General features: G+C 63.9%; 17 protein-coding genes. 10 read left to right on the plus strand and 7 right to left on the minus strand.

Annotated elements, in window-relative coordinates:
• Positions 1–13 precede the first annotated feature (13 nt).
• The gene (locus C8J36_RS13845; RefSeq protein WP_132535688.1) at positions 14–952 is read left to right on the plus strand and encodes a TIM barrel protein; all 939 of its coding nucleotides are present in this window, start codon (positions 14–16) and stop codon (positions 950–952) included.
• Positions 953–1,016: 64 nt separating this feature from the next.
• Here the strand turns inward: C8J36_RS13845 and C8J36_RS13850 are convergent, their stop codons facing one another.
• Entirely contained in the window at positions 1,017–1,820 is an 804-nt protein-coding gene (locus tag C8J36_RS13850; RefSeq protein WP_132535690.1) for an alpha/beta hydrolase, read from the minus strand.
• Between the two features lie 213 nt (positions 1,821–2,033).
• On the opposite strand from C8J36_RS13850, the gene infC reads away from it, so the two are divergent.
• Entirely contained in the window at positions 2,034–2,570 is a 537-nt protein-coding gene (gene infC / locus C8J36_RS13855; RefSeq protein ID WP_082475557.1) for a translation initiation factor IF-3, read from the plus strand.
• A gap of 99 nt (positions 2,571–2,669) precedes the next feature.
• Here infC and C8J36_RS13860 read toward each other — a convergent pair whose 3' ends face one another.
• Both C8J36_RS13860 and C8J36_RS13865 read right to left on the minus strand, forming a co-directional pair.
• Positions 2,670–4,190, minus strand: coding sequence for a glycosyltransferase family 39 protein (locus tag C8J36_RS13860; protein WP_132535692.1), 1,521 nt, complete (start codon positions 4,188–4,190; stop codon positions 2,670–2,672).
• A gap of 1 nt (position 4,191) precedes the next feature.
• Positions 4,192–5,175 (minus strand): glycosyltransferase family 2 protein, encoded by a 984-nt coding sequence (locus tag C8J36_RS13865; protein ID WP_062595602.1) that lies wholly within the window; start codon positions 5,173–5,175, stop codon positions 4,192–4,194.
• A gap of 160 nt (positions 5,176–5,335) precedes the next feature.
• On the opposite strand from C8J36_RS13865, the gene C8J36_RS13870 reads away from it, so the two are divergent.
• The 7 genes from C8J36_RS13870 to pheT all read left to right on the plus strand — a co-directional run bounded on the left by C8J36_RS13870 (position 5,336) and on the right by pheT (position 11,358).
• Positions 5,336–6,271, plus strand: a complete 936-nt coding sequence (locus tag C8J36_RS13870; protein ID WP_132535694.1) for a lysylphosphatidylglycerol synthase domain-containing protein — start codon at positions 5,336–5,338, stop codon at positions 6,269–6,271.
• A gap of 146 nt (positions 6,272–6,417) precedes the next feature.
• Complete coding sequence (gene rpmI, locus C8J36_RS13875; protein ID WP_029620731.1) at positions 6,418–6,621, plus strand: 50S ribosomal protein L35; 204 nt, start codon at positions 6,418–6,420, stop codon at positions 6,619–6,621.
• A gap of 37 nt (positions 6,622–6,658) precedes the next feature.
• Positions 6,659–7,063, plus strand: coding sequence for a 50S ribosomal protein L20 (gene rplT / locus C8J36_RS13880; protein ID WP_062595423.1), 405 nt, complete (start codon positions 6,659–6,661; stop codon positions 7,061–7,063).
• A 117-nt stretch (positions 7,064–7,180) separates the two neighbouring features.
• The gene (gene pheS, locus C8J36_RS13885; protein ID WP_132535696.1) at positions 7,181–8,266 is read left to right on the plus strand and encodes a phenylalanine--tRNA ligase subunit alpha; all 1,086 of its coding nucleotides are present in this window, start codon (positions 7,181–7,183) and stop codon (positions 8,264–8,266) included.
• 91 nt (positions 8,267–8,357) lie between these two features.
• The gene (locus tag C8J36_RS13890; protein ID WP_245506558.1) at positions 8,358–8,594 is read left to right on the plus strand and encodes a BrnT family toxin; all 237 of its coding nucleotides are present in this window, start codon (positions 8,358–8,360) and stop codon (positions 8,592–8,594) included.
• A complete protein-coding gene (locus C8J36_RS13895; protein ID WP_082477221.1) occupies positions 8,536–8,889 on the plus strand; it encodes a BrnA antitoxin family protein in 354 nt (117 codons plus the stop codon). The genes C8J36_RS13890 and C8J36_RS13895 overlap by 59 nt, the downstream gene beginning before the upstream one ends.
• 36 nt (positions 8,890–8,925) lie before the next feature.
• On the plus strand, positions 8,926–11,358 hold the full coding sequence (gene pheT, locus C8J36_RS13900; RefSeq protein ID WP_132535700.1) for a phenylalanine--tRNA ligase subunit beta: 2,433 nt from the start codon (positions 8,926–8,928) through the stop codon (positions 11,356–11,358).
• A gap of 113 nt (positions 11,359–11,471) precedes the next feature.
• On the opposite strand, the gene C8J36_RS13905 is transcribed toward pheT, so the two are convergent.
• Genes C8J36_RS13905 through C8J36_RS13915 form a run of 3 tightly spaced genes read right to left on the minus strand, consistent with a single transcriptional unit; the run spans position 11,472 to position 13,742 of the window.
• The gene (locus C8J36_RS13905) at positions 11,472–12,545 is read right to left on the minus strand and encodes a GTP-binding protein (protein ID WP_132535702.1); all 1,074 of its coding nucleotides are present in this window, start codon (positions 12,543–12,545) and stop codon (positions 11,472–11,474) included.
• Entirely contained in the window at positions 12,542–12,841 is a 300-nt protein-coding gene (locus C8J36_RS13910) for a hypothetical protein (RefSeq protein WP_132535704.1), read from the minus strand. The genes C8J36_RS13905 and C8J36_RS13910 overlap by 4 nt, the downstream gene beginning before the upstream one ends.
• Before the next feature lies 1 nt (position 12,842).
• Positions 12,843–13,742, minus strand: coding sequence for a polysaccharide deacetylase (locus C8J36_RS13915; protein WP_132535706.1), 900 nt, complete (start codon positions 13,740–13,742; stop codon positions 12,843–12,845).
• 262 nt (positions 13,743–14,004) lie between these two features.
• Here C8J36_RS13915 and C8J36_RS13920 point away from each other — a divergent pair, with 262 nt between their 5' ends.
• Positions 14,005–14,583, plus strand: coding sequence for a hypothetical protein (locus tag C8J36_RS13920; protein WP_132535708.1), 579 nt, complete (start codon positions 14,005–14,007; stop codon positions 14,581–14,583).
• 232 nt (positions 14,584–14,815) lie between these two features.
• On the opposite strand, the gene C8J36_RS13925 is transcribed toward C8J36_RS13920, so the two are convergent.
• Complete coding sequence (locus C8J36_RS13925; protein WP_132535710.1) at positions 14,816–15,766, minus strand: aldo/keto reductase; 951 nt, start codon at positions 15,764–15,766, stop codon at positions 14,816–14,818.
• Position 15,767 lies beyond the last annotated feature (1 nt).

Consider the following 15,767-nt stretch of genomic DNA (forward strand, 5'->3'; position numbering starts at 1 on the left):
GGAAGGCTCAGCCATGAAGGACATCATTTCCGCCGTCGGCTTCTGCAACCGCACCGGCAAGGGCGACCTGTCGGTCCTCGACGCCTCGCTGCGCGAGATCGCCGAGACCGGGGCCAATGCCTGCGAGATCGGCATCTATGGCGAAGAGATCATCGCCGGCGGCCGGATCATCGAGGACCGGACCCGGCGTGTGGTCGATATCGTGCGACCCTATGATTTTCAGAAACTCTCGCTGCACGGGCAGATCGTCTCCAATTTCATGGACCGCCAGCATCTGCACCTGCAGAAGAAGGTCGTGCGGGCGATGCTCGAACTCTGCGACCGCCTCGGCGCCGGCATTCTCGTGCATCATTCGGGCGCGGCGCTTCTCGGACCCGACGAGAACGGTGCGGATCTCGACCAGATGGAACGCGATGCACTGGCCGAAATGGGCGAGGTCGCGCGCGGCTACGGCGTGCGCATCGTGCTCGAAAACATCTTCACGACGGAAAGCGGGCAATATCGCCAGACGCCGCGCCAGGTGGCCGAAACGGTGCGCGCGGTCGGCTCCGACAATGTCGTGGCGCTGATCGATTTCTCGCACGCCTATATCGAATCGACCTTCAAGGGCCTCGATTTCCGCGACGAGCTGCGCGCCATGGCGCCGGTGACAGGCCATCTGCACGTCCATGACAGCTTCGGCCTGCCCTATACCCGGAAGACCTTCTATCACCCGGCCGAGGCGACCGCGCTCGGCATCGGCGACCTGCATCTGCCGATCGGCTGGGGCGATATCGCCTGGGAGGAGATCTTCTCCGAGCTGACCTTCCTGCCCGACACGACGCTGATCATGGAAATCGACTCCGGCCGCTTCCTCGACCAGCAGCCCGGCTGCCTGACGCAGGCCCGCACGCTCGCGACCCTGGTCAACGAACGCGCGTCCGCCGCGACACGCGAGGCCTTGAGAGCCTGACGCCGCCCAAACGACGGGCGGGCTCGCCCCCCGTCACGCTGGCCCCCCGTCACGCTGGCTCTCGTCAAGCCGCCGCCATCACACCCTCGATGGCGGCGAGGATCCGCTCGATATCCTCGGGTCGGGACAGGCGGTGATCGCCATCGCCGATCAGCGTCATCACCACGTCGTCGGCCGGCAGATGCTCCATCAGCTTCAGGGCGTGGGTGAAGGGCACATCCGGGTCCGCCATGCCTTGGAGGATATGGATCGGGCATCCCGTCTCGATCATGCCGGACAGCACGACGTTCGCCCGTCCGTCCGCGATCAGGGCTGCGGTGAAGATATTGGCGTCGGGTCCGTACGGCGTCGCCTCCTCGAAATAGCCGCGCTCGGCAAGCGACGCCCGCTCTGCCTCCGTCAGGTTCGGCTCGATCAGCTCGACGGTGAAATCCGGCGCCGGGGCGATGAGCACGAGGCCGGCAACGCGGTTTCCTTCGCCCCGGGCGCGCAGTTCCTGGACGGCGCGCAGCGCGATCCAGGCGCCCATGGACGAACCGATAAGGACCATCGGCCCGCGCACGGCATGGTCGATCACGGCAAGGCTCTCTTCCAGCCAGCGCGAGATCGTGCCGTCGCGGAATGCGCCACCCGACGCGCCGTGGCCCGAATAGTCGAGCCGCAGGCAGGCGCAGCCGGTTTCGCGGGCATGGCGCTCGATCTCCACCGCCTTGGTGCCGCTCATGTCCGAGCGGTAGCCGCCGAGCCAGACGAGCGTCGGCTTCGCGTCATCCGTGCCGCGCTGCAGCCTATAGGCGATGCGGCGTGCGGAGGCGTCGCTGCCCACATCGAGGGTCTGAGGCTGGACAAGCTGGGGGGTAAGCGACATATGCGTTCCTTCCGGGGCGACGCCTCGACAGAGAAGCGGCCGAATTTCTTCTAAAACAGATTTTGCGGGCGCATGACAGGTGGTGATTTTCTTTCCGACCTGTGGTAAAGACGTCGCCTCAAACGATCCAGGCAATCCCGCGGCCAGCGCCGCTTTCGGATCCTGCCTCGTCCACCATCAAGACGTCGTCAACAACTCGAGGAGAGTACGACCATTCGCAGACCTTTCAAAACTGATGCCCCGGTCAAGGACGGCCCCCGTTCCAACAAGGAGATCCGCGTTCCCCGGATCCAGCTGATTGATGCCGAGGGCGGCAACCAGGGCATCGTGCCGACCGACCAGGCACTCCGCATGGCAGAAGAAGCCGGCCTCGATCTCGTCGAGATCTCGCCGAATGCCGAACCGCCGGTGTGCAAGATCCTCGATCTCGGCAAGATGAAGTACGCGACCCAGAAGAAGGCCGCCGAAGCGCGCAAGAAGCAGAAGATCATCGAGATCAAGGAGATCAAGATGCGTCCGAACATCGACACCCACGACTATGAGGTGAAGATGCGCGCGATGAACCGCTTCTTCGAAGAAGGCGACAAGGTCAAGGTGACGCTGAAGTTCCGCGGCCGTGAAATGGCGCACCAGGAACTCGGCATGAAGCTCCTGCTCCAGGTCAAGGAAGACACCACGACCATCGCCAAGGTGGAAGCCGAGCCTAAGCTCGAAGGCCGCCAGATGATGATGGTGCTCGCACCGAGATAAGGTTCGGCCGGACAGGCAGCAAGCCTGCCTCCGACCCGCCGTCAAAAGCCGTCCGCGACCCTGTCCCGGACGGCTTTTTCGTATCGGTCTCCCACACCGCTACGGTGCCGGCGGATACACCCAGGCATAGCGAAAGTGGTAGAGATCGCCCGGCCGGCCGTAATAATAAGGCTGCGCGATGTCCCGCGCCTCGAGAGGCTCGGCCGGCGCCGTGCCGGTGGCGGCGCGGACATAGGCCTCGGACCAGTCCCGCAAGGCGGGCTCCAGCGGCGCGTCCGCTTTCCCGTCGTCCCGCCAGACCAGCAGAAGCGGATGCTCCGCATCGAAGGCCACCGGCTGCCGGACGATCTCGGAACCCGGGATCGTCACGGGAATATCGGGCGCGTTCAGGCGAAGGTTGCCGGCCATCTGCTCCTCGCCGGTCGCGATCAGTGCCGGGCGATGCCGGCCGGCCGACAGGATCGCCTCGATCGCGGGCCGGTAGGGAACGTTGATCTTCTTGTAGTCCCCCGTCAGCCGCGCGGCGGGCACGCGCAGGAACAGCGCCAGCGGCACCACGATCATGACGAAGAGCACGATGCGCCCGAAATATTTCGGCGCGGGTCCGAGCGGCCGGTCCAGAAGGTCGATCTTCAGCGCGAGATAGACCGGCAGCAGGAAGAAGAACGGCGTCAGCCACCGCGCCTTGATGTGCGATGCGCCACCGACCACGACCAGCAGGACGAGCAAGACGACGAGCACCAGGAACATATGGCCGATCAGCCGCGACCACGAACTTTCCATGCGCCACGCCGCGCGCCATTGCCGGCCGAACACGATCGCAAACAGACCGAGCGTGGCGGCCGAAAACGCGATCAGCGACTGGGCGAGCGACAGCAGGCCGTCGCCGATCTGCACCAGGCGACCGCTGTCGCCGTCCTGCATCAGCTTGCCGAGCGTGCGGCCCGTGGCCGTCTGGAGATGATCGAGAAACCACAACCCATGCGGCATCACGATCGCGATGGCGATGGCGGCCGTCAGAGCGAGGCGGAGATCGAAAAGGCGCCGCCGGAAAACCGGATCCAGCAGCACGGCGACGAGGCCCGCAAAGGGGAGCAGGACGAAATTATACTTGGCGATGACGCCGATGCCGATGGCCAGGCCGGTCAGCGCATAATGAAGGGCCGTCGGCCGCTGCAGGGTCGTGACCAGCGCATAGACGAAGAGACAGCCGGCAAACAGAACGGCGACCGTATGCGTCAGGTCCCGCTGCGCCTCGAAGACGATCTGCGGGATGGTCAGCATGCCGAGGACGGCAATGACGGCCAGAACCGGATTGCGGATGATCCGCGCCGCCGTCGCCGCCACCAGGCCGTAACAGGCAAACAGCATCGCGTTCTTCAGAATCGACAGCGCCGGCAGGGAATTGCCGAGCAGCTGGACGGCGCCGTATTGCAGCCAGTTGTAGAATGGCGGCTGGCTGTCATAGCCGAGCGCCAGACCCTGCGCGAGAAACAGCTGCTGGCCCTCGTCGAGTTCCAGCGAATGGGGCAATGCCAGCCGCAGCACGATGTTGACGGCAAAATAGAGCGCGAACAGGCTAAGAAGCCGTCCGCGATGCTGCGACAGGGCCTCGATCATGTCAGCGGCCCCGTTCGTAGACCTTCCGGACGATATAGCTCGCCTCGCTTCCCGAGGTCCGGACGAGCATTTCCGCAAGCACGCCGGTGGTGACCATCTGTACGGCGGCGATGAACAGCATGAAGGCGGTGGTGAACATCGGCCGCGTTCCGATATCCTGTCCGAGGATGAACTTGGCCCAGGCGAGATAGACGAACATCAGGGCGCTCGCGCCGCCGAACATCAGCCCGATCGAGCCGAAAAACTGTGCCGGCCGCTGGCGGAAGCGCATGAAGAACATGACGGACAGAAGATCCAGCACCACCTTGAACGTGCGGGAAATCCCGTATTTCGAGGTGCCGAACTGCCGCGGATGATGATCGACCACCATTTCGCCGATGCGCGACGTCGGCACCACATTGGCGACCCAGGCGGGAATGAAACGGTGCATGCCGCCGATGATCAGCACGTGTTTCAGGATTTCGGTGCGGTAGAGTTTCAGGCCGCAGCCATAGTCGTGGATATGGACGCCGGTGATTCTCCGGATCAGCCGGTTGGCGATCCAGGAGGGAATGAGCCGCAGCACGAGACCGTCCTGCCGCGTCTTGCGCCAGCCGCACAGAAGATCGAGTTCGCGCTCTTCCAGCACCTCGATCATGTTCGGAATGTCGAACGGGTCGTTCTGGAGATCGCCGTCGAGCGTGACGAGAAGCCGGCCGCGCGCCGCGTCCATGCCGGCCTGAATGCCTGCCGCCTGGCCGAAATTGCGCTGGAACGCGATGATCCGGAGATCGAGGCCCGGTCGGTCCATCTGCTTGCGGCAGTTGAGGAGCGTCGCGTCGGTGGAACCGTCATCGACGATGATCAATTCCCATGGCTTACCAAAGTCCTTCAACGCATCGCAGATGCGGTCGAACAAGGGCACGATATTGTCTTCCTCGTTGAAGACAGGGATAAGGACAGAAAGCTCGACCTCAGGCGCAACGAGGGCCGCGCTCTCGGCGATGAACTCAGTTTCTGAAGAGGTTTCCCGCACGTGATGCTCCGGAGATATCTGGTTTTCCCGGGGCTTCCGTTATATCAGACACTTACCGAGAGCAATCCTCGTGTCTGTGATAGCTTACCGTTGAGGGCACCCGAGGTCCCGGAATATGCAGCCCTTCCAAATGCGTAACCGCGCACCTTTCATTACGCTGGGCGTCATCGGCCTCTATGCCGGCTTTCTCCAGTGGTTCCTGGGGTGGGGCGAGATCCTGTCCCGCTGGCAGAAGGTGGGGGCCGGCACCGGAGGGATGGCGCTGGCGCTGCTTGTCGCCACCTATTTCATCCGCACGCACCGCATTCAGGATTACTTTCGCGATGAGACGAAGGGCCGGTTCATCGCGCTCTTCCGGGTGACGCAGATCCACAATCTCTTGAACATCATGATGCCGCTGCGCACCGGGGAGACCAGCTTTCCCCTGCTGATGCGCTCGGAATTCGGCATTCCGCTGGCGCGCGGCGCCGCGTCGCTGCTCGTGCTGCGCCTGCTCGATCTCCACGCGCTTCTGGCTTCGGGCGGCATCGGGCTCGTGGCAACCGCGACACGCCCCCTTGTCGCAGGCGTGCTCTGGGCGCTGTTCCTCGTCCTGCCTCTCCTCCTCTTCTTCCTGCGCGCACGCCTCGTCGCCTTTGCAAGGCGCAAGCTTGCCGCGCGGCTGTCGCGGCTGGTCGATGATATTGATGCCGGCATCCCGGCCGATCTCGGCGCCTTCGGCCGTGCCTGGCTGCTCACCATCGTCAACTGGGGCGTCAAGGTGGCGGTGCTCGCCTGGGTACTGGCCCTGATGGGCGTCGGTCCGCTTGCAGCGAGCATCGGCGGCGCTTTGGGCGGCGAGATCTCCTCGATCCTTCCCGTGCATGCGCCGGCCGGTGTTGGCACCTATCCCGCCGGCATTGCGGCCGGTGCGGCCGCACTCGGGGCGTCGCGGGCGCCGCAAGCGCTGGAGATCCTGGCCAGCGCCAGCGTCAACGCGCACCTGCTGGTCGTCGTGTCCGCCCTCGTCGGCACCGGACTGTCGCTGATCCTGCCGTTTCTGGCGCGCGGACGCGCCCGCCTGTGAGAATCCCGGAGCCGGACTGTTGCTCTTTACCCGTCCTGCGGTTATAAGCCGCCGTCCGAACGGTCCGGCAGGGCATGCCGTGGCCGTTCTTTTACGCTCGAGGCGACCTCGTCAGTCACCTCACATAATCAGAATGGAGTAGCAAAATGCCCAAGATGAAGACGAAGTCCTCTGCCAAGAAGCGGTTCAAGATCACCGCGACCGGCAAGGTCGTAGCGGCTGCCGCCGGCAAGCGCCACGGCATGATCAAGCGGTCCAACAAGTTCATTCGCGACGCCCGCGGCACGATGGTGCTGGCCGAGCCCGATGGCAAGAAGGTCATCAAGAACTACCTGCCCAACGGTCTCTGAGACGTCTGGCACTTTTGGATTTTAAGGAGATCATACCATGGCACGTGTAAAGCGCGGCGTAGCCGCTCATGCAAAGCATAAGAAGGTTCTGAAGGCAGCCAAGGGCTTCTACGGCCGCCGCAAGAACACCATCCGTGCAGCCAAGGCTGCCGTCGATCGTTCCAAGCAGTTCGCCTACCGCGACCGCAAGGTCAACAAGCGCAACTTCCGCGCGCTCTGGATCCAGCGTATCAACGCTGCCGTCCGCGAGCATGGCCTGACCTATGGCCGCTTCATCGACGGCCTGAACAAGGCCGGCATCGAAGTCGACCGCAAGGTTCTCTCGGACATGGCCATCCATGAAGCCGCTGCCTTCGGCGCGCTCATTGAAGCCTCCAAGAACGCCCTGTCCTACCTCAAGGACGCCGGCACGAAGAACGAGTTTGAAAGCGCGGTCAAGTAAGCCAGCGCTTCCCTGACGACTGAAGACTTTGGGAAACCCGCGCTGGCAGGCTAGCGCGGGTTTTTCCGTTTTTGAACACGTCCCATCGACACGCCAGAAGACGAAGGCTGAAGACGAATGAGCGATCTCGACACTTTGCAAAGCACTCTTCTCGGCGAGATCGCCTCTGCCGACAGCGAGGCCGCGATCGAGGCGGTGCGCCTCTCCGCGCTCGGCAAGAAGGGCTCGATTTCCGAACTGCTGAAGACGCTGGGCACGATGAGCCCGGAAGAGCGCCAGACCCGCGGCGCGGCGATCAACGCGCTGAAGACCGTCGTCGGGGATGCGATCTCTGCCCGCAAGGCGGAGCTCAAGGATGCGGCGATCGCCGAGCGGCTGGCGCGCGAGACCGTCGACGTGACGCTGCCGGTGCGCGCCTCGCCGGCCGAGCGTGGCCGGATCCATCCGATCAGCCAGATCACCGACGAGATCACCGCGATCTTCGCCGACATGGGTTTCTCGATCGCCGAAGGCCCGGATATCGAGACGGATTACTATAATTTCACCGCGCTGAATTTCCCGGAAGGCCACCCGGCGCGCGAAATGCACGATACGTTCTTCTTCCCGCCGGACGAGAGCGGTGCGCGCAAGGTGCTGCGCACGCACACCTCACCCGTGCAGGTGCGCACCATGGAGGCATCGAGCCCGCCGATCCGCATCATCATCCCCGGCAAGACCTACCGGCAGGATTCCGACGCGACGCATTCGCCGATGTTCCACCAGGTCGAAGGCCTCGTGGTCGACACCAAGGCGGATGTCGCCAACCTGCGCTGGGTGCTGGAAGAATTCTGCAAGGCCTTCTTCGAGGTCGACAGCGTCACCATGCGCTTTCGCCCCTCGTTCTTCCCCTTCACCGAGCCGAGCTTCGAGGTCGATATCCAGTGCGACCGCTCGTCGGGTCCGATCGTCAAGTTCGGCGAGGGCACCGACTGGATGGAGATCCTCGGCTGCGGCATGGTGCACCCCAACGTGCTGCGCGCCGGCGGTCTCGATCCCGACGTCTACCAGGGCTTTGCCTGGGGCATGGGCCTCGACCGCATCGCCATGCTGAAATACGGCATGCCGGACCTGCGCAACTTCTTCGACGCCGACGTCCGCTGGATGTCCCACTACGGCTTCCGCCCACTCGACATGCCGACGCTGTTCGGTGGGTTGAGCGGGTGATTATTTCGTGGCCACAAATTAAGATGTGTGGTAAATCATGGACCTGGAGTGGGACGAAGATAAGCGACAGAGAACCCTTCGGGAACGAGGGTTGGATTTTGCCGACGCCGTCTATTTCGACCCGGAAAGCATCGTCATCGACCTGGATCGACGGCGTGACTACGGGGAGGTCCGGTATAATTTGACGGGCTATCTGGATGGCGTTCTCTGCCGACTTTGCTGGACTCCCAGAAACGGCAGGATGCGCATCATTTCGATGAGGAAGATCAATGACCGCGAACGCGACGTCTACGAAAAAGGAAAATCCCAAGCGCCCGACGCTGGCTGATGTCGATGCCGGAACGATCACGCTGGACGCGTATGAAATCGCGCATGGCGAGGACATTCCCGAATTGACCGCCGACATGATGGCTCACACGCGCCCGGCATCGGATTTTCCAGAGCTGGCAAACGTCTTCCGGACTCGCGGCGAGCGCGGCCCGCAGAAGGCGCCGGTCAAGGAACGGATCGGGCTCAGGCTCAACCAGGACGTCGTGGAGCATTTTCGCCGCACAGGGCCGGGCTGGCAGAGCCGGATCAACGCCGTGCTGGCGGCGCATGTTAAGGCAAGCAAGAATTCTTGATATCCGGGCCGGGACCGGTCGCGAAGGAAACATGGCATGAAATTCACCCTCTCCTGGCTCAAGGACCACCTTGAAACCGACGCTTCGCTCGACGAGATCTGCACGCGGCTGACGGCGATCGGGCTCGAGGTCGAGCATATCGACGACAAGGCGGCGTTCCGGCCGTTCGTGATCGCCAAGGTCCTCACCGCCGAAAAGCACCCCCAGGCCGACAAGCTGAAAGTGCTCATGGTCGATACCGGCGCCGGTCAGCCGGTTCAGGTCGTCTGCGGTGCGCCCAATGCCCGCGCGGGCCTTATCGGGGCCTTCGCGGCGCCGGGCGCCTATGTTCCGGGGATCGACGTGACGCTGTCCGTCGGCACCATTCGCGGCGTCGAAAGCCGGGGCATGATGTGCTCGGAGCGCGAGCTGCAGATCTCCGACAGCCATGACGGCATCATCGACCTGCCGGCGGATGCGCCCGTGGGGTCGAGCTTCGCCGCCTATGCCGGGCTCGACGATCCGATCATCGAGATCAACCTGACGCCGAACCGGCCGGATTGCACCAGCATCCACGGCATCGCCCGCGATCTTGCGGCCTCCGGCATCGGCATGCTGAAGACGCGGCCCGCGCCCACGTTCCCGACGGACGGCAAGACCCCGGTCGAGGTCCGCCTCGACCTCGGTGCCCAGGCGCATCTCTGCCCCGGCTTCGCGTTGCGCCTCGTGCGCGGCGTCAAGAACGGGCCGAGCCCCGCCTGGATGCAGAAGCGGCTGCTCGCCATCGGCCTGCGCCCCATCAACGCGCTGGTCGACATCACCAACTACATGACCTTCGACATGGGTCGGCCGATGCACGTCTTCGATGCCGCCAAGGTCAAGGGTCATCTCACGGTGCGCCGCGCCGCCGAAGGCGAGACCATCCTGGCGCTCGACCAGCGCACTTATACGCTGACGCCCAACACCGTCGTCATCGCCGACGAGAACGGTCTGGAATCGATCGGCGGCGTGATGGGCGGCGAGCATTCCGGCTGCGACGAGACCACCACCGAGGTGCTGATCGAATCGGCGCTCTGGGACCCGATGAACATCGCCCGCACCGGCCGCAGCCTCGGGATCATCACCGATGCGCGGTATCGTTTCGAGCGCGGCGTCGATCCGGCCTATATGGTGCCCGGGCTCGACCGCACGACGGAACTCGTGCTGGAGCTCTGCGGCGGCACGCCGGCCGAGGCCTATATCGTGCAGGGGCCGAAGACCGATGCGAAGACCATCGATTTCCCGGTCTCCGAGGTCAAGCGCCTGACGGGGCTGGAGGTCGGCGCCGAGGAGAGCGTCGCGATCCTGCGCGGTCTCGGCTTCGGCGTTTCGAACGGCGCGGACGATGGACGGTTCAGCGTGACGGTGCCCTCCTGGCGACCGGATGTGGACGGCAAGGCGGACCTCGTCGAGGAGGTCATGCGCATCCACGGCGTCGATCACATCCGCCCCGTCCCGCTGGCGCGCGACGTCTCGGTCAACACGCGCATCCTCACGCCGCTGCAGATCCGCACGCGGCTGGCCAAGCGGGCGCTCGCCGCCCGCGGCATGCTGGAGGCCGTCACCTGGTCCTTCATCCCCAAGGCCCAGGCGACCCTCTTTGGCGGCGGCGCTCCGGCGCTGGCGCTGTCGAACCCGATTGCGGCCGACATGTCGGACATGCGGCCCTCGCTGCTGCCCGGCCTTCTCACGGCCGCGCAGCGCAATGCCGACAAGGGCTATGGCGACGTCGCGATCTTCGAGGTCTCCGGGACCTATGAGAACGACCGGCCGGAAGGCCAGCGGCGCGTTGCGGGTGGCATCCGCCGCGGCACGGCTGGGCTTGCCGGCGCCGGCCGCGCCTGGTCGAATGCGAGAAGCGGCGGCGGCAAGCCGGTGGATGTCTACGACGCCAAGGCCGATGCGCTGGCCGTGCTCGAAGCCTGCGGCGTACCCATGGCCAATGTACAGATCGAGGCCGGCGCGCCCGCCTGGTTCCATCCTGGCCGGTCCGGCACCATCAAATACGGCCCGAAGATCACGCTCGGCGTCTTCGGCGAGTTCCATCCGAAGACGCTGGAGGCGCTCGATGTCTCGGGCGCGCTCGCCGGCTTCGAAGTGTTCGTGGATGCCCTGCCCGAGCCGAAGAAGAAGGCGACCCGCACCAAGCCGGCCCTCGAGCTTTCGCCGTTCCAGGCGGTGAAGCGCGACTTCGCCTTCGTGGTGGATCGCACGGTCGAGGCCGCCGCCATCGTCAAGGCGGCCTCGGGTGCCGATCGCAAGCTGGTCACGGGCGTCACCGTCTTCGACGTCTTCGAGGGCGCCTCCCTCGGCGAGGCCAAGAAGTCGGTCGCCGTCGAGGTCGTCATCCAGCCGGCCGACCGCACGCTGACCGACGAGGATTTCGAAACCCTCACCGCCAAGATCGTCGCCAACGTCACCAAGACCACCGGCGGCGTGCTGCGCGGATAACGCTTTCCGGCAAAACGACTGCAAGCCTCCGGCGAACGCGCTTTGCCGGAGGCTTTTTTTGCGGCGCTACAGCTGTCTGTCACTCAAAGCACGCTGCCGGTCTAGCGACCGCATCAAGACCCCTCCGCAATCCCGGCCCGAGCGTCCGCCGGCAGACCCACAAAGGCGGTGAACGAGCGCTGGAGATCGCCGAGATCGCCGTCGGTGATGAGCACCAGCAGGCTGGCCTTCTCGCACGGCCACGCGGCCAGATGAAACGGCGGATGGATCAGGTGCTGGACGCCGTGCACCACGACGGGCGACGTGGCACCCTCGATATCGAGGATGCCTTTCAGCCGCAGAATGCGCGTGCCGTGGCGGTGAACCAGGAGCGACAGCCAGAGCGAAAAACGGGCCCAGCCGATGGGGCGATCGATCGTCAGCGAGATCGCCCGGATATCGCCATGGCGGTTGCGGTCCGGGATCGCATGGAGATGATCTCCATGCCGGGCGGATGCCACCCAGCGCCGCGCCTCCGCGGGGCGGGATGCGAGATCGTGAATATCCTGCGTCAGCAGTGCCGCCACGTCGTCGCTCTCCCCGTTTCTCTCCCCGTTGCTCTCCTTGCCGCTCTCCGCGCTTGTCGTCACGATGGCCGCGGGGTTGATCGCCTCCACCGCCCGGCGCAGCGCCTCGCACGCCGGCGTCAAGGCGAGATCCGTCTTGGTGAGGACGATGCGATCGGCGAGCGCCACCTGCCGCGATGCTTCCTCGAAGGCGTTAAGATTGTGCAGGCCGTTCGGCACGTCGATGACGGTGACGACATTGCCGATGGCGAAATGATACTTGAGCATCATGTCGGCGGCGAGCGTGGCGATGATCGGCGCGGGGTCGGCGAGCCCCGTCGTTTCGATGATCAGGCGGCGGAAGGGCGGAATGTCGCCACGGGCGCGGCGCTCGAACAATGAGAGCACCGCATCCTTCAGGTCGCCGCGAACGGTGCAGCAGACGCAGCCGCTTTTCAACAGCACGATATCGCCATCGACCGTCTCGACCAGAAGATGATCGAGGCCGATATCGCCGAATTCGTTGATGATCACGGCGGTGTCCGCAAGGTCCGGGCCGGACAGCAGCCGGTTGAGAAGCGTCGTCTTGCCGGCTCCGAGAAAGCCGGTCAGGATGTTGGCGGTGATCACGTCCCGCGTCATGCGCGGCCGTCTTCCAGCCGCAGGATGACGGCGGCGTCGAGCGGATCGAACCGGACGCCGAGGCTGTCGGCCGCCGGCCACAGGGCGCCGAGATGATCGACCACGACGCTGCGGCCCGTCGCGCCGCGCAGCACGAAACGGTCGGCCCAGACCGACAGCTTCAGGCCGCGCGCCGCCAGCACCCGGTTGGCGGCCGCCGCCTGCCGCATGCGCTCGGCCGCCGGCATGGCGAGGGCGACGTCGCCACCCTGGCTCCAGTGGTCGGCATTGGCGAAGGCACCGCAGAGGCCGCACATGTCAGGGCTTCGGCCGCTCCGTGCCCGAGCGGGGGAAGCGCGTGGCGAAATCCTGCGCGATCTCCTCCATCGTCACGAATTTTACGCCCTCGTAGCCCTTCAGCGTCTCGAACAGCCGTTCGTGCATCTTCAGGACATGCGGCCGGCCGGAAACATCGGGATGGATGGTGATCGGGAAGACGGCATAGTCGTAATTCTCGTAGACCCATTCGAACTGGTCGAGCCACTGCTGCTCCAGATCGCGCGGGCTGACGAAGCCGTGGCTGTTGGGCGCGGCCTTGATGAACATCATCGGCGGGAGATCGTCGAGGTTCCAGGAAGCGGGGATCTCGATCAGGTCCGTCTCGGGGCCCGCCACATAGGGCTTCATCCAGGTGGAGGGATGCTGCGAATAGTCGATCTTCGTCCATTCGTCGCCCACGGTGACATAATAGGGGAAGTGGTCGTTGTGCATCAGGGAGTGGTCGTAGAGGATGCCCTTTTCCTTGAGCAGGGCATTGGTCTTGGAACCGAACTCCCACCAGGGCGCGACATAGCCGCGCGGCGGCTTGCCCGAGAGCTGGGTGATCAGATCGACGCATTTGTCGAAGATCGCCTCTTCCTGCTCCGGCGTCATGGCGATCGGGTTCTCGTGGCTGTAGCCATGCATGCCGATCTCGTGGCCTGCGTCGGCCACGGCCTTCATCTCGTCCCAGAAGGTCTCGATGGAATGGCCGGGAATGAACCAGGTGGTCCGGATGCCCCAGGCCTCAAACATCTTCAGCAGGCGGACGCTGCCGACCTTGCCGGCAAAGACGCCGCGCGAGATATCGCAGGGACTGTCCTCCCCGCCATAGGAACCGAGCCACCCCGCGACGGCATCCACATCGATGCCGTAGGAAACGAAGATCTCTTTTGCCATTGCTGTCATTCCTTATCCCGAGTGCGCCGAAAGCATCAGCTTAGAGAGGCCTGCCGGCAGGTCAACGGCCTCTAAAAGGTTGTTTCGGAAGGAGGCACGATCATCGCGGGTGGAGGACAGCGTCCAGAAATTGCTGTGAAGACGGAAGGCGGATGGTCTTACTTCCGTCCCAAGAGAGGTGAAGGCCCTGGACGGTCTCAACAAACATTGGGCGCCGACAACGTTCGCTCCATATAATTAAACGGAGTATGGAGTATGGAGTATGCCTAGAACAAATTTCGTCGCTGATCTGCGAGACCTTGATAATCTGATAGCGTACATCATCAAAGACGACCTTGGGAAAATATACGAATCCCTGTCGGCTCTAGATAGGCCAATCAGAAAAATTGAAAACGTCGAAGATTTCAATGAAATGGGAGCAGGTTCGCCAGCTGATAAAACGGGTCTCTTGCTGCTTCAAATTGTCCCGACCGTCGGTGAAAAATGGTGCCACCTGAAAGACAACCAGGTGAATTATGATGGACGTCAGGGCGTGCGCACATCCATCCTAGGATACCCACTCATCCAGTTATACCTCGGAGGAGTCGTTGTCGGTTCGAACTCCATTCTCAAGTCGATGCTGGGTGTGGGCACGGCTGCCGGATATAAAAAGCGTGCGGTTTCAGAGGCGGACATCCAGACGATCGAAAGCGTTGATTGGAAAGGAGTCAAGGAGACTTACAACACGATCGTCAAATTCATCAAGGCGAACGCTGATGGGAAGACGGCCGATGACGCCTTTATATTGAGTGGTGCGCGCACGCTTCTGAACAGCGGATATAATCCGGTTTCGGCATTTTGACGTGCGGCGGCACCGAGAGTTGTCTGGGGCCGCAGCTTACGCAGCAGGATGAGGGTGCGTTTTTGAGAAGCCCCGTTCTGGCGATCGTTTCTGTCGAGGTTTGAAGGCGGGCTCGACCTGGAATCGCGCGACCTGACGTCCGGCAGGTCAGGGACCTCTTTCTCATCTCGCGGAGGCCGGACGCCATTCCGGCTTGAGGCCGGAACGACGGAGGACGTGGAGGCGAGCTTCCCTATTCGCTCGCCTCGTTCAGCCGCTGGCAATCCTCGTCCGAGAGATCGATCTCGGCCGCCTTCGTCAGGCTCTGCAGCTGGTCGAGGCTCGTGGCACTCGCGATCGGGGCGGTCACGCCGCGGCGGGCCATGATCCAGGCCAGTGCGATTTCGGCCTGCGTCCCGTGCTTTTCCGCCGCGATCTCGTCCAGCGCACCGAGAATGCGCATGCCGCGGCCGTCGAGATATTTCTCCACGCCCTTGCCGCGCACCTTGCCTTCGAGGTCCTTGTGCGAGCGGTACTTGCCCGAGAGGAAGCCGGAGGCGAGGCTGTAATAGGTAATGACGCCGATCTCCTCGGCGATGCAGAGATTGCGCAGCGCGCCGTCGAAGCCCGACCGGTCGTAGAGATTGTATTCCGGCTGGAGAACGTCGTAGCGCGGCAGGCCTTTGTCCCTGGCGACGTCGAGCGACTGGCGCAGCTGGCCGGCATCGAGGTTGGAGGCGCCGATGGCGCGGATCTTGCCCTTTTTCACCAGCGCCTCATAGGCGCCGAGCGTCTCCTCGTACGGCGTGTCGGCATCCGGCCAGTGCGAGAGGTAGAGATCGATATGATCGGTGTTGAGGCGCAGCAGCGAATCGTCGACGGCCTTGGAAATCCACTTTTCCGACAGGCCCTTGCGCCCCTCGCCCATGTCGGAGCCGACCTTGGTGATGATCACGACCTCGTCGCGCGGGCGCTTGGTCTGGCGCAGCCATTTGCCGATGATCGTCTCGGACTCGCCGCCCTTGTTGCCCGGTGCCCAGGCGGAATAGACGTCGGCCGTGTCGATGGCGTTGAAACCGGCATCGAAGAAGGCGTCGAGCAGGCGGAAGGACGTCGTCTCGTCGGCGGTCCAGCCGAACACGTTGCCCCCGAACACCAGCGGCGCGATCGACAGCCCCGTACGGCCCAGATTTCTCTTTTCCATG

It is taken from the genome of Rhizobium sp. PP-F2F-G48 (assembly GCF_004342335.1).
GTDB lineage: Bacteria > Pseudomonadota > Alphaproteobacteria > Rhizobiales > Rhizobiaceae > Ferranicluibacter.

What these genes read in the sequence shown, in the direction of transcription:
- C8J36_RS13845 (WP_132535688.1), top strand. Translation starts at nt 14, where the DNA reads ATGAAGGACATCATTTCCGCCGTCGGCTTCTGCAACCGCACCGGCAAG.
- C8J36_RS13850 (WP_132535690.1), bottom strand. Translation starts at nt 1,820, where the DNA reads ATGTCGCTTACCCCCCAGCTTGTCCAGCCTCAGACCCTCGATGTGGGC.
- C8J36_RS13860 (WP_132535692.1), bottom strand. Translation starts at nt 4,190, where the DNA reads ATGATCGAGGCCCTGTCGCAGCATCGCGGACGGCTTCTTAGCCTGTTC.
- C8J36_RS13870 (WP_132535694.1), top strand. Translation starts at nt 5,336, where the DNA reads ATGCGTAACCGCGCACCTTTCATTACGCTGGGCGTCATCGGCCTCTAT.
- rpmI (WP_029620731.1), top strand. Translation starts at nt 6,418, where the DNA reads ATGCCCAAGATGAAGACGAAGTCCTCTGCCAAGAAGCGGTTCAAGATC.
- rplT (WP_062595423.1), top strand. Translation starts at nt 6,659, where the DNA reads ATGGCACGTGTAAAGCGCGGCGTAGCCGCTCATGCAAAGCATAAGAAG.
- pheS (WP_132535696.1), top strand. Translation starts at nt 7,181, where the DNA reads ATGAGCGATCTCGACACTTTGCAAAGCACTCTTCTCGGCGAGATCGCC.
- C8J36_RS13895 (WP_082477221.1), top strand. Translation starts at nt 8,536, where the DNA reads ATGACCGCGAACGCGACGTCTACGAAAAAGGAAAATCCCAAGCGCCCG.
- pheT (WP_132535700.1), top strand. Translation starts at nt 8,926, where the DNA reads ATGAAATTCACCCTCTCCTGGCTCAAGGACCACCTTGAAACCGACGCT.
- C8J36_RS13905 (WP_132535702.1), bottom strand. Translation starts at nt 12,545, where the DNA reads ATGACGCGGGACGTGATCACCGCCAACATCCTGACCGGCTTTCTCGGA.
- C8J36_RS13910 (WP_132535704.1), bottom strand. Translation starts at nt 12,841, where the DNA reads ATGTGCGGCCTCTGCGGTGCCTTCGCCAATGCCGACCACTGGAGCCAG.
- C8J36_RS13915 (WP_132535706.1), bottom strand. Translation starts at nt 13,742, where the DNA reads ATGGCAAAAGAGATCTTCGTTTCCTACGGCATCGATGTGGATGCCGTC.
- C8J36_RS13920 (WP_132535708.1), top strand. Translation starts at nt 14,005, where the DNA reads ATGCCTAGAACAAATTTCGTCGCTGATCTGCGAGACCTTGATAATCTG.
- C8J36_RS13925 (WP_132535710.1), bottom strand. Translation starts at nt 15,766, where the DNA reads ATGGAAAAGAGAAATCTGGGCCGTACGGGGCTGTCGATCGCGCCGCTG.